The organism is Agrobacterium sp. K11 (assembly GCF_059429395.1).
The window spans coordinates 15,988-27,524 of the sequence record NZ_JCAHRB010000015.1; the positions used below are offsets into that span (position 1 = coordinate 15,988).

The following is an 11,537-nucleotide window of genomic DNA, read 5'->3' on the forward strand; positions in this document are numbered from 1 at the left end:
AATCGGCCGGATGACATGCAGCACGAGGAACGGAACATTGCAGGTCGGCATCGACATGGGAACCCTATCGGGCGGGCAGCAGGCCAAGCTCGATATTGAGGAATTGCTTGCAACGCGTTTGCTGGTGCAGGGCAATTCCGGGTCCGGCAAGTCACACCTTCTGCGCCGGCTCCTGGAGCAATCGGCGCAATGGGTGCAGCAGGTCATTATCGATCCCGAGGGTGATTTCGTCACGCTGTCCGACAAGTTCGGCCATGTGGTGGTGGATGGAGAGCGCACGGAAGCCGAGCTTGCGGGCATTGCCAACCGCATCCGCCAGCACCGCGTTTCCTGCGTGCTGACGCTTGAAGGTCTTGATATCGAACAGCAGATGCGGGCCGCTGCCGCTTTCCTCAACGGCCTGTTCGATGCGGATCGCGAATTCTGGTATCCCGTGCTTGTCGTTGTGGACGAGGCGCAGATGTTTGCGCCCTCCGTCGGCGGCGAGGTGACCGAGGATGCGCGCAAGGCGTCGCTGGGCGCCATGACCAATCTGATGTGCCGTGGGCGTAAACGCGGGCTCGCGGGCGTCATCGCCACGCAGCGCCTTGCCAAGCTTGCCAAGAACGTAGCGGCGGAAGCCTCGAACTTTCTGATGGGCCGCACCTTTCTCGATATCGATATGGCGCGCGCTGCCGATCTGCTCGGCATGGACCGGCGGCAGGCGGAAATGTTCCGCGATCTGCAGCGCGGCAATTTCGTGGCGCTTGGACCGGCGCTGTCGCGCCGCCCGTTGCCCATCGTCATCGGTGCGGTGGAAACCTCAGCGCGGTCTTCCTCGCCGAAACTCATGCCGCTGCCGGATGCACCGCAGGATGTGGAGGATCTGATCTTCACGCCGGACCCGGAAGAGTTCACGCGACCCGCCACGCGCCGCACGCCGCCAGCGCCGCGCCCGACAACCGATATTCTCGCTGAACTCTCCCGCTCCACCCCCGCCGCCGCCGGTCCTTCACCGGAGCAGTCGGCGCGTGCAGGTCAGCCGGAGCTGACGCCGGAGGAGCGCGAAGAGAAGATCGCGGCAGTGCTGGTCGAAATTCTCGACGATCCGCAATCGGCCTATCGTACCGACGCCGTGCTGTACCAGGATTTTCTGGTGCGCGCCCGCATGCGCCGTATTCCCGGCACGCCGATGACGCTGGCGGATTTCCGCCGGCAGGTGGCGATTGCCCGCTCCGGCGTGGATGCGGCAATGGCGGCCAGCGAAGGTTGGGAGAAGGCGCTGGAATTGTCGATGTCGGTCTCCGACGATCTGCAGGGGGTTTTCCTGCTGTTGGTCAAGGCGGCGCTCAATGAGGAGCCTTGCCCATCCGACGCCCGTATTGCCCGCGCTTACGGTACCCATTCCGCCCGCCGTGCGCGCCGTCTTCTCGGTTATTTCGAGGAGAAGGAGCTTGTGGTGGTACACGCCGATTTCTCCGGCAAGCGCATCGTGGCGTTCCCCGATCTCGACGCGAAGACCGCACCCGGCGATGCGGATGCGGCTGAGGATGATGCGAGGCTGGCGGCGGAGTAAGTTGGGGCAGGGTTTCCTGCCGCCAACATTTTCAGGTGTTACTCGATAGCCTTTGTTTCCTTGCGCGTCGCAATCAGCGAACCGATGATGCCGGTTGCGAGGATGGCGACGGTGACGCCGAGCGAGACGGCGGGCGGGATCTTGGCGATGCCCAGCATATCCGCGACGAAAATCTTCGAGCCGACGAAGACCAGAACTGCCGCCAGCGCGTATTTCAGATAGGCGAAGCGGTGGATCAGGGCGGCAAGTGCGAAATAGAGGGCGCGCAAGCCGAGGATCGCGAAGATGTTAGAGGTGTAGACGATAAACGGATCGGTGGTGATCGCGAAGATCGCCGGGATCGAATCGACCGCGAAGATGAGGTCGGCGATTTCGACCATGATAAGCGCCAGAAACAGCGGCGTCACGAAGGTCTTCAGCTTGCCTGTGGCAGCATCGGTCTCCTTGACGAAGAACTTCTCGCCATGCAGCTTCTCCGTTACCGGAAGGCGGCTGCGCATGAATTTCAGGATGCGGTTATTGCCGATGTCGTTCTCGTCATGGTCGGATGAAAACAGCATCTTGAGGCCCGTGAAGACGAGGAAGGCCGCAAAGAGATAAAGCACCCAGTGGAAGTTTTCGACAATGGCGGCGCCGCCGGCAATCATGATGCCGCGCAGAACGATCACGCCGAGGATGCCCCATAGCAGCACGCGGTGCTGATATTGGCGGGGAATGGCGAAATAGGAGAAGATCATCGCGATGATGAAGATATTGTCCATGGCGAGGCTTTTTTCGACCACGAAGCCGGTGACATATTCCATCGCTGACTGTTCACCGGACTGGTACCAGATCCATCCGCCGAAGGCCAAGCCGATGGCGATATAAAAGCCGGACATCAGCAAGCTTTCACGGATGCCGATTTCCTTGGAATTCTTGTGCAGCACGCCGAGATCGAGCGCCAAGAGGCCAAGGACGAGAGAAATGAAGACCGCCCACATCCATGTGGGGGTACCGAGAAAATCGTTGAGGAGGAACTCCATCAGTCAACCTTTAGCCGGACGAGGTTGGCTTTGCGGATGGGGACGCGTATCAGGAATAAACGTGGGCCCCAACCTTCAAGAGACTCGACATCGCGTGTTGTCCGGTAACACGCCAGAGGGGCCCGAGTCCTGATTACGGCTTAGAAGTGGGTGGGCCTTCCAGCTTTTCAAGGGGTGGTTCGAGAAAAAAGCGGCGGGCTTTGTTTGACAAATTTGTAAAACGTGTTTAGAAGCCGCCCCAACGCCGGGCAGTCATGTCCGGTGTGTTTCGTTGACTGCCTTGCAGTTTATAAGCTGACGTTCGGCGGTCAACATCACCGACATGTCCCGTGGTCTCTCCATTCGCATGTGAGAAACCTGTCAGAGGTCCTGAAACGGGCTTCAGAGGAGGGCGTGTTTCCTCAAACCGGTTTGGCAACAAACCGGCATAACCTATTGAGAAGGAAATACGATGAGCAAGCGCGAATCGGCTAAGTATAAAATTGACCGCCGTATGGGCGAAAACATCTGGGGCCGTCCGAAGTCCCCGGTAAACCGCCGCGAATACGGCCCGGGCCAGCACGGTCAGCGCCGCAAGGGCAAGATGAGCGACTTCGGCACGCAGCTGCGCGCCAAGCAGAAGCTCAAGGGCTACTACGGCGAACTGCGCGAAAAGCAGTTCCGCGCCACCTACGACGAAGCAAACCGTCGCAAGGGCGATACCTCCGAGAACCTGATCGGCCTGCTCGAGTCGCGTCTGGACGCCATCGTCTACCGCGCCAAGTTCGTTCCGACCGTTTTCGCATCGCGTCAGTTCATCAACCATGGCCACGTCACGGTTAACGGCGTTCGCGTCAACATCGGTTCTTACCGTTGCAAGCCGGGCGACGTTATCGAAGTTCGCCAGAAGTCCAAGCAGCTGGTGACCGTTCTCGAAGCTGTTCAGCTCGCAGAACGCGACGTTCCTGATTACATCGAAGTCGATCACAACAAGATGGTTGCGACCTATGCTCGCATCCCGGCTCTGTCTGACGTTCCGTACCCGGTCGTCATGGAACCGCATCTGGTCGTCGAATTCTACTCGCGTTAATCGGCGCGTTTCAGTATTGAGAAAGCCGCCCCTCGGGGCGGCTTTTTTGTTTGCTGGGGAAGGCTTTGCATGCAGGACATTCAGGCGATCGTCGATTCCATTTACGACAGCATGGTGCCGCGCCTGGGCGAGGGCAAAGTTGCGGATTACATTCCGGAACTCGCCAAGGTCGATCCGAACCAGTTCGGTATCGCCATCACCACTGTCGACGGAACCACCTATACAGCCGGCAATGCGCTCACGCCGTTTTCGATCCAGAGCATCTCCAAGGTCTTCATGCTGACTCTGGCGCTCGGCAAGGCAGGCGAGACGGTATGGAACCGGGTGGGGCGTGAGCCGTCGGGGTCGTCCTTCAACTCCATCGTCCAGCTGGAGCATGAGCACGGCATTCCGCGCAATCCCTTCGTCAATGCCGGTGCCATCGTGGTGACGGATATCGTTCTTTCCGGCCACCAGCCGCGCGAGGCGATTGGCGAGCTTCTGCGTTTCGTCCGTTATCTCGCTGATGATGACACGATCAGCATTGATGACACCGTGGCGAAATCCGAGCAGGCGACGGGTTTCCGCAATTTCGCGCTTGCCAATTTCATGCGGTCCTTCGGCAATCTGCATCACCCTGTTGAATATACGCTGGGCGTCTATTTTCATCAGTGCGCGCTGTCCATGACCTGCGCGCAGCTTTCACGGGCCGGTCTTTTCCTTGCCAATCGCGGCCGCAATCCGCTGAGTGGTCATACGGTTGTGTCAGACCGACGCGCGCGGCGCATCAATGCGCTGATGCTGACCTGCGGCCATTATGACGGTTCGGGCGATTTCGCCTATCATGTCGGCCTGCCGGGCAAGAGCGGCGTGGGCGGCGGCATCATGGCAGTCGCGCCGGGCAAGGCGTCGATTGCGGTCTGGTCGCCGGGTCTGAACAAGGTCGGCAATTCGGCGCTTGGGTCGCATGCGCTGGAAATGCTGGCGACGAAAACCGGCTGGTCGGTATTCGGGGCTTGATATTGCGGGCGGATGCGGGCATTTCCTGCATTGAAAATGGCTGAATGCCAGAGCGGGCTAATCATGAACATTGTCACCAGCATCGCAGATGAGGTCGAGGCCGATCAGGACCTGGCCGGAGAAAATGGCGCTTCGCATCCGCTGTTCGACGCGGCACCCCGTTCTGTCTCCTTCAACAAGCTGCGCAAGCGGCTGTTGCGCAATGTACGTCAGGCCTTCGGGGATTTTGGCATGCTGAACGGTCAGAAGCGCTGGCTGGTAGGCCTTTCCGGCGGCAAGGACAGCTACGGCCTTCTGGCGCTGCTGCTTGATCTGAAGTGGCGCGGCCTTTTGCCCGTGGAACTCATTGCCTGCAATCTGGATCAGGGCCAGCCGAATTTCCCCAAGCACGTCCTGCCGGAATATCTGGCGAAGATCGGCGTCGCACATCGCATCGAATATCGCGACACTTATTCCGTTGTGAAGGAAAAGGTGCCGGCGGGTGGCACCTATTGTTCGCTCTGTTCGCGGCTGCGGCGCGGCAATCTCTACCGTATTGCGCGGGAAGAGGGCTGCGACGCGCTCGTGCTCGGCCATCACCGCGAGGATATTCTCGAGACCTTCTTCATGAACTTCTTCCATGGCGGCCGTCTGGCTGGCATGCCGGCAAAGCTGATGAACGACGAGGGCGACCTGATGGTGCTGCGCCCGCTTGCCTATTGCGCCGAAGAGGATATGGCGAAATTCGCGGCGGCGATGGAATTCCCGATCATTCCCTGTGACCTTTGCGGCTCGCAGGACGGGCTTCAGCGCAATGCCATGAAGGAGATGCTGGCTGACATCGAAAGGCGTATGCCGGGCCGCAAGGACGTGATGCTGCGGGCGCTTGCCCATGTCAATCCATCGCATCTGCTCGACCCGAAGCTTTTTGATTTCTCGGCGCTTTCTGTCACCGGGGCGTCACCTGAAGAGCGTACGGAGGCCAGCCCTCCCTTATGAAGAAGTGCCCTTAGCGATGACCCTTTCCGATAAAGATATCGACTTTCTGATTTCCACCGTTGCCGCTGCCGGCCGCCAGGAAATCATGCCCCGCTTCCGCAATCTCGACGCAGGCGCGATTTCCGAAAAGACCTCTGCGGTCGATCTCGTCACCGAGGCGGATATTGTGACGGAAAAGGCGATAACCGCCGCTCTTCTGCAACGGTTTCCTAAGGCCCATATTGTCGGCGAAGAGGCCTATGACGCGGATCAATCCGTTATTCCTGCCCTTGCCGATGCACCATTTGCCTTCGTGATCGATCCAATCGACGGCACTTTCAACTATGCTTCCGGTTTCCCAGCTTTCGGCACGCTGCTCGCCGTCACCGTCAAGGGTGAGACGGTCGCAGGCATCATCCACGATCCTGTCATGGGTGATACCATCCTTGCTCTCAAAGGCGAGGGCGCTTATCTCCACCGCAAGGACGGCTCACAGGCAAGGCTCAAGGTTGCCGATCCCCTGCCATTGTCCGAAATGGTCGGCATATTTTCCTGGGGTCACAGCCATGAAGATCGCCGCCCGGTGATCGCCGCCAATATGGCCAAGATCAAGATGGCGCTTTCAATCAATTGCTCGGCCCATGAGTATTGGCTTGCCTCGACTGGCAAGCTGCACTTCATCGGCCATGAAAAGCTGATGCCCTGGGATCATCTCGCTGGCGTTCTCATTCATCAGGAAGCGGGCGGCTACACGGCCCGTTTCGACAATACGCCCTACCGGCCGGGACAGACGACAGGCGGCATCCTGTCGGCACCCGACAAGGAAAGCTGGAAGATGCTGCGCCGGGAAATCGTGGCCTTATAATATTGATGCTTAAATAGAAGGATATCGCCCATGGCTATCGAACTCGACATCGCCTCTCTCGCCAATGCGCTTCAGGAGGCGGCGGCAGTGGAAATCCTGCCGAGGTTCCGTAATCTGGGTGAGGGCGACGTCAGGATAAAGAGCGAGGCGATAGACCTCGTAACCGAGGCTGACGAGGCTGCTGAGCGGCTGATCCGCGCCCGCGTGCAGGAAATCATGCCGCAGGCGCTGTTCATCGGTGAAGAGGCCGTTGCGGCGGATGCCTCGCTGCTTGGCAAGCTTGCGGATGCGGATCTTGCCGTGGTGGTCGATCCGATCGACGGCACCTACAACTTCGCGTCGGGCCTGCCGCTGTTTGGCGTGATGATGAGCGTCATCTCCAAGGGCGAGACCGTTGCCGGTCTCATCTTCGATCCGATGGGCAATGACTGGGCGATTGCCGAAAAGGGTTCCGGCGCATGGCTTTGTGCCGCCGATGGTTCGCAGACGCAGATGTCCGTCGTGCCCGCACCGGCACTGTCGCAGATGGTCGGCATCGCCAACACCGGTTATTTTGACGTGGAGACCCGTCGCAAGATTCTCATGAACCTCGCGGATGTGCGGCTCTTCACCAGCTACCGTTGTGCTGCGCATGAATACCGCGTGTTCTGCGGCGGCCACATGCATTTCCTGATGTACAACAAGCTTATGCCCTGGGATCATCTCGCTGGCACCCTGCTTTCGCAGGAAGCGGGCGCCTACGCCGCCCGTTTCGACGGCTCGCCTTACCTGCCGCGCCACCTTGAGGGTGGCCTGCTGCTTGCGCCTGATCAGGAGACATGGGAATTGCTGCGCGAGAAGATTTTCACGGTTTAGTGAAGTTCAGCTTTTATCAACAAAAAGGGCGCGGAACCGAGTTCCGCGCCCTTTTTATTTGTCTGTCTGCCCTTAGTGCGTCGGCTTGTTGTGGGCCTGAAACAGCACGCCCTTTTCTCCGATCAGCACGAAGACGAGGCCGATAATGGAGACGGCGAAGAAGCCGGCTACCATTGGCAGCGCTGTGCCATCGAAAGCCTGACCGATAACGGCACCGATCAGCGAACCGCCGACGGTTCCCATGAAGCCAATAACGGACGAGGCCGTGCCGGCGACATGGCCGAGCGGCTCCATGGCGAGCGAGTTGAAGTTCGAGCCGATCCAGCCGAACTGGAACATGGCAAGCGCGAAGAACACGATGAAGATCGCAAAGGGCATCGGTTCCGGCCCGACCATCTGTACCACCAGCCACACGAAGGTGATGGCGATGAAGCCGAGCAGCGAACCGTGCGACAGCTTGCGCATGCCAAACCTGCCGACAAGCCTTGCATTGATGAAGGACGAGAAGGCCATGAACAGGGCGACGCCCGCAAAAGCGGCCGCAAACCATGCGCCCAGCCCGTAGATGCCCTTATAGACCTGTTCGGCGGAATTGATGAAGCCGAACAGCGCACCGAAGATAAATGTGCTGGAGAGCGTGTAACAGAGCGCGATACGGTTGGTGAGCACGATCTTGAAGCCACCGAGGATCGAACGAACCGTGAAAGGCCTGACGTCATCGGCATGGAGGGTTTCCGGCAGGCGGAAATACATCCAGGCGGTTACGACGGCGGCAATTCCGGCCATGAAGGCGAAGATAAGGTGCCAGTCACCGAAAAACAGCACGATCTGGCCAGTGCCGGGTGCGATGACCGGAACGACCATGAAGACCATCATGATCAGCGACATGACTTCCGCCATCTGACGGCCGCCATAGATGTCGCGCACGATCGAAATGGTGATGACGCGCGTCGCCGCAGAGCCGATGCCCTGAATGAAGCGCAGAACCAGCAGGCCAGTGAATGACGGTACGAAGACGACGGCAATGGCCGAGACGATGTAGATTGCCAGCCCGACGAGCATCGGCTTGCGGCGCCCGAAACGGTCCGAGATCGGTCCGTACAGAAGCTGGGCAATGCCGAAGCCTAGAAGATAGCTGGAAATGACGTATTGACGGTGGTTTTCATTCACGACGCCAAGTGACGCGCCGATTTCCTGAAGGCCGGGAAGCATGATGTCGATGGCAAGCGCATTCAGCGCCATCAGCATCGCGGCAAGCGCGATGAATTCCGTGCGCCCCATCGAAACGGCGCGCGAAGTTGTGGATTGTGAAAGTTCTGTCACAGGATTGCCCCAAAAAGAACGGCAAAGGCGTTGCATGAAGCAACGCCTGGCATAAGTTTTCTGACAATCAGGGTGGGCCGGATGAACCGGCCGAAATCAGGCCGCGCCGCGGACGCTGATACCCTGTTCTTGGAAGTGATTTTGAAGTTCACCGGACTGGAACATCTCTCTTACGATGTCACAGCCGCCGACGAATTCGCCCTTGACATAGAGCTGCGGGATGGTCGGCCAGTTGGAATAATCCTTGATGCCCTGACGGATGTCGGCATCGGCGAGCACATTGACGCCCTTGTAGTCGACGCCGAGATAATCGAGGATCTGTACGACCTGACCGGAAAAACCGCACTGCGGGAATTGCGGGGTGCCCTTCATGAAAAGAACGATGTCGTTGCTCTTCACTTCGCTGTCGATCATATCGTGAATGCCGCTCATAGGCCTATTCCTTTCACATGCGGTTCAAGGCCGCTGCTCTGACTTTGTCCCTAAATAACATGTCACGGCGCGATTTCCACCCGGGAAGCGTAAAAAATACGCTGGTGTGGTATCGCTAAGTGAAGGTCGCAACCCCGCTACCAGCGCGTCGTCCCGGGCGGGTAAGAAAAGTTGAGCATTATCTTCCCGATAGGCTCCCGCCGCCTGAAGACTGATTTTATTATCGGACCTGATCTGCCGTTATAAATATTGAGTTCCTGTTTGTTGTCGAACGTCATGGTTTCGTGCCCGCTATTCAGTGAGCAGTCATCCTTGCACTTGATTTCGATCTCGCTAGAGAAGCGACCCGCTTTGATATCGATAATTAGTTTTGGACTTTTCTGGTCCACCAGGCGGCAGGTGTTGCCGGTTTTGCAGAAGGCTGTGCCGGATATCCGATCAGCACCATCAAGCTCCACGACGAAGCCGATCTTGATCTCTTTGCTGCTCTTAACCTCGGCGGCACCTTGTAGCGGCCCCGAAATCGCCAACACCAAAAAGGTTGGAAGCACGCTGAGGTGATGCATCATCGAAGCCGCTGTCTGCTGCGGGCGGCGGCGGTGCGTCTTTTGCTCACCTGTTTTTTGGCCGGCTTGGGTTTGACGGCTGCTTTGATTGCCGCTTCCAGCACGGAGCCGACGATGCCGCCTGCGAGGGACGTGTTGCTTTTGGTCCGGCGGCGGATGCGGCGGGTTTTGCGAAGGCCTGTCTTGGCGAGGACTTCGGACAGAGCGCCTTTGACGACGCCGTTTAGCAATTGATCGACGATCCCAGACAAAATTCCCTCGCAACAAATAAATCATATTTCCGTCGCGTTTTTTACTATACGTGCATCGCCCACTGTATCAAGCGATCCTTTCGGGTGTCTCCAGCCCGAGGGTTTATGCATGCCGACCGTCAAGTCACGACTTGTTCTTTATTTCCCGGGCTTCGATCCGCTCGATGCGGCTGCGCATCATCTGCGCTATCAGCGGGCGGCAGCGCTTGCTGGCAAGACGTGGGATGTCAATTATGCCGTGGGTGCGCTGGAGAACTCGCCGGCTGGCGAAACATTCACGGTTGAGGCCTCGGCGGGCGATTGGCGGACGCGTTCCACCATCTTCGTCTACGACCACAATGCGGTGATATCGCGCCTGCGGGATGCGCCACTCTGGCGGCAGATCGCACTGGGCTTTGCGGCTGCGGCCGGTATCGTCGCGGAAGGTGGGGCAGGGCGTTACCTCCGTCATGCCTGGCGTTTCGGCCTGTTCTTCATTTTCCCATTTCTGCTGATGCTGGTGGGTGGTGCGCTTGCGGCGGGGATCGCGCTCTCGCCATGGCTGTTCGGTTTGCCGCTCTGGCTGCTTGCGATCAGTCTTCCCGCTGCGGCCTTGTTCTTCGTGAAGGCGTTTCTGCCTTTCGCCGAGCGGTTTCATACGTTGCATCTTTATGCCGACTGGCGCTTTGCGCTGGCCGTAGGGCGCGATGAGCCGATTGCCCGCAACTGGATCGAAGAGAAGGCAGCCCTCGTTCTCAAGGCGCTGGAGCAGCCGTCTGAGGAGGTTCTGGTCGTGTCGCATAGTATGGGCGCCAGCCTGGCGCTCGCCGTGATAGGCCGTGTGCTGGAACTGCGGCCAGATGCGCTGGATGGCCGGAAGCTGTCCTTTGCGACGCTTGGTGGCGCTGCGCTGCAATGCGCGCTGCTGTCGAGTGCGGACAGGCTTCGCCAGAGCGTCGGCGTGATTGCGCGTCACCCTGAAGTGACATGGTTCGATATCCAGTGCCTGACGGATCCGATCCACCTCTACCGCTGCAACACCGTGGCGCTGACCGGGCACAAGGATGCGCCGCAGCCGAAGATCGTGCCGATCCGTTTCAAGCACTCGCTTTCACCCGATCGCTACAAAAAGAACAAGCGCAACTTCCTGCGCATGCACCGGCAATATGTTCTGGGGCCGGACCGCAAGTCCGGTTACGATTTTACCCTGCTGACGGCTGGGCCGTTGCCGGCTGCCTCCTTTGCCGATCTGGAATCGCAGCAACCACCTGTTTTGTAAGCGGCACGCGCCATTTGCCGGAAAAGAAAAGGCCCGCGTGACTGTCTCACGCGGGCCTTTTTCAATCCATAGCTTCAAGCGTTGCCGCGGCAAGGACAGTGAAACCGTTCTGCCGGAGACGCTTTTCCGGGCGCAGTCATTCGGGAGCCGAGGTCTGCAGGGCAAGGGCGTGCAGAACACCGCCCATATTGCCCTTCAGCGCGTCATAGACCATCTGGTGCTGCTGCACGCGGGTCTTGCCCTTGAAAGCATCCGCGACGACTTCCGCAGCGTAATGATCGCCATCACCGGCCAGATCGCGGATCGTGACCTTTGCCCCGGGAATTCCCGCCTTAATCATGTCTTCAATGTCGCCGGGTTTCATGGGCATGGTGTATCTCCTTAA

Annotated in this window: 13 protein-coding genes; 7 read left to right on the forward strand and 6 right to left on the reverse strand. The window is 58.9% G+C overall.

Annotated elements, in window-relative coordinates; all coding sequences use genetic code 11:
* The first annotated feature begins 37 nt into the window (after positions 1-37).
* Positions 38-1,555: a helicase HerA domain-containing protein gene (locus tag AC5SEO_RS24395; RefSeq protein ID WP_025593912.1), complete on the forward strand. Its 1,518-nt coding sequence runs from the start codon at positions 38-40 to the stop codon at positions 1,553-1,555.
* Between the two features lie 38 nt (positions 1,556-1,593).
* On the opposite strand, the gene AC5SEO_RS24400 is transcribed toward AC5SEO_RS24395, so the two are convergent.
* The gene (locus AC5SEO_RS24400; RefSeq protein ID WP_038491393.1) at positions 1,594-2,577 is read right to left on the reverse strand and encodes a TerC family protein; all 984 of its coding nucleotides are present in this window, start codon (positions 2,575-2,577) and stop codon (positions 1,594-1,596) included.
* 451 nt (positions 2,578-3,028) lie between these two features.
* On the opposite strand from AC5SEO_RS24400, the gene rpsD reads away from it, so the two are divergent.
* The 5 genes from rpsD to AC5SEO_RS24425 all read left to right on the forward strand — a co-directional run bounded on the left by rpsD (position 3,029) and on the right by AC5SEO_RS24425 (position 7,322).
* Positions 3,029-3,646 carry a 30S ribosomal protein S4 gene (rpsD, locus tag AC5SEO_RS24405; protein ID WP_003516040.1) on the forward strand — a complete coding sequence of 206 codons (618 nt, stop codon included), beginning with the start codon at positions 3,029-3,031 and terminating at the stop codon, positions 3,644-3,646.
* A gap of 69 nt (positions 3,647-3,715) precedes the next feature.
* Positions 3,716-4,645 (forward strand): glutaminase, encoded by a 930-nt coding sequence (locus AC5SEO_RS24410; RefSeq protein ID WP_003495341.1) that lies wholly within the window; start codon positions 3,716-3,718, stop codon positions 4,643-4,645.
* A 63-nt stretch (positions 4,646-4,708) separates the two neighbouring features.
* Entirely contained in the window at positions 4,709-5,623 is a 915-nt protein-coding gene (ttcA, locus tag AC5SEO_RS24415; protein ID WP_003516038.1) for a tRNA 2-thiocytidine(32) synthetase TtcA, read from the forward strand.
* 16 nt (positions 5,624-5,639) lie between these two features.
* Complete coding sequence (locus AC5SEO_RS24420; protein WP_038491388.1) at positions 5,640-6,467, forward strand: inositol monophosphatase family protein; 828 nt, start codon at positions 5,640-5,642, stop codon at positions 6,465-6,467.
* A 30-nt stretch (positions 6,468-6,497) separates the two neighbouring features.
* Positions 6,498-7,322 (forward strand): inositol monophosphatase family protein, encoded by an 825-nt coding sequence (locus tag AC5SEO_RS24425; RefSeq protein ID WP_003516036.1) that lies wholly within the window; start codon positions 6,498-6,500, stop codon positions 7,320-7,322.
* A gap of 72 nt (positions 7,323-7,394) precedes the next feature.
* On the opposite strand, the gene AC5SEO_RS24430 is transcribed toward AC5SEO_RS24425, so the two are convergent.
* From AC5SEO_RS24430 to AC5SEO_RS24445, 4 genes are all read right to left on the reverse strand, one after another.
* A complete protein-coding gene (locus AC5SEO_RS24430; RefSeq protein WP_026331057.1) occupies positions 7,395-8,603 on the reverse strand; it encodes a multidrug effflux MFS transporter in 1,209 nt (402 codons plus the stop codon).
* 138 nt (positions 8,604-8,741) lie between these two features.
* A complete protein-coding gene (grxD, locus tag AC5SEO_RS24435) occupies positions 8,742-9,077 on the reverse strand; it encodes a Grx4 family monothiol glutaredoxin (RefSeq protein ID WP_003516034.1) in 336 nt (111 codons plus the stop codon).
* Between the two features lie 137 nt (positions 9,078-9,214).
* Complete coding sequence (locus AC5SEO_RS24440) at positions 9,215-9,646, reverse strand: hypothetical protein (protein WP_003516022.1); 432 nt, start codon at positions 9,644-9,646, stop codon at positions 9,215-9,217.
* Positions 9,643-9,894, reverse strand: a complete 252-nt coding sequence (locus AC5SEO_RS24445) for a hypothetical protein (RefSeq protein ID WP_013636391.1) — start codon at positions 9,892-9,894, stop codon at positions 9,643-9,645. Before AC5SEO_RS24445 ends, AC5SEO_RS24440 begins: the two co-directional genes overlap by 4 nt.
* 109 nt (positions 9,895-10,003) lie before the next feature.
* Here AC5SEO_RS24445 and AC5SEO_RS24450 point away from each other — a divergent pair, with 109 nt between their 5' ends.
* Positions 10,004-11,152: a hypothetical protein gene (locus AC5SEO_RS24450; RefSeq protein WP_174068484.1), complete on the forward strand. Its 1,149-nt coding sequence runs from the start codon at positions 10,004-10,006 to the stop codon at positions 11,150-11,152.
* Between the two features lie 136 nt (positions 11,153-11,288).
* Here the strand turns inward: AC5SEO_RS24450 and AC5SEO_RS24455 are convergent, their stop codons facing one another.
* On the reverse strand, positions 11,289-11,522 hold the full coding sequence (locus tag AC5SEO_RS24455) for a BolA family protein (protein WP_003516012.1): 234 nt from the start codon (positions 11,520-11,522) through the stop codon (positions 11,289-11,291).
* Between the last annotated feature and the right edge of the window lie 15 nt (positions 11,523-11,537).

What these genes read in the sequence shown, in the direction of transcription:
- grxD (WP_003516034.1), bottom strand. Translation starts at nt 9,077, where the DNA reads ATGAGCGGCATTCACGATATGATCGACAGCGAAGTGAAGAGCAACGAC.
- AC5SEO_RS24420 (WP_038491388.1), top strand. Translation starts at nt 5,640, where the DNA reads ATGACCCTTTCCGATAAAGATATCGACTTTCTGATTTCCACCGTTGCC.
- AC5SEO_RS24440 (WP_003516022.1), bottom strand. Translation starts at nt 9,646, where the DNA reads ATGATGCATCACCTCAGCGTGCTTCCAACCTTTTTGGTGTTGGCGATT.
- AC5SEO_RS24410 (WP_003495341.1), top strand. Translation starts at nt 3,716, where the DNA reads ATGCAGGACATTCAGGCGATCGTCGATTCCATTTACGACAGCATGGTG.
- AC5SEO_RS24455 (WP_003516012.1), bottom strand. Translation starts at nt 11,522, where the DNA reads ATGCCCATGAAACCCGGCGACATTGAAGACATGATTAAGGCGGGAATT.
- ttcA (WP_003516038.1), top strand. Translation starts at nt 4,709, where the DNA reads ATGAACATTGTCACCAGCATCGCAGATGAGGTCGAGGCCGATCAGGAC.
- rpsD (WP_003516040.1), top strand. Translation starts at nt 3,029, where the DNA reads ATGAGCAAGCGCGAATCGGCTAAGTATAAAATTGACCGCCGTATGGGC.
- AC5SEO_RS24450 (WP_174068484.1), top strand. Translation starts at nt 10,004, where the DNA reads ATGCCGACCGTCAAGTCACGACTTGTTCTTTATTTCCCGGGCTTCGAT.
- AC5SEO_RS24430 (WP_026331057.1), bottom strand. Translation starts at nt 8,603, where the DNA reads ATGGGGCGCACGGAATTCATCGCGCTTGCCGCGATGCTGATGGCGCTG.
- AC5SEO_RS24425 (WP_003516036.1), top strand. Translation starts at nt 6,498, where the DNA reads ATGGCTATCGAACTCGACATCGCCTCTCTCGCCAATGCGCTTCAGGAG.
- AC5SEO_RS24400 (WP_038491393.1), bottom strand. Translation starts at nt 2,577, where the DNA reads ATGGAGTTCCTCCTCAACGATTTTCTCGGTACCCCCACATGGATGTGG.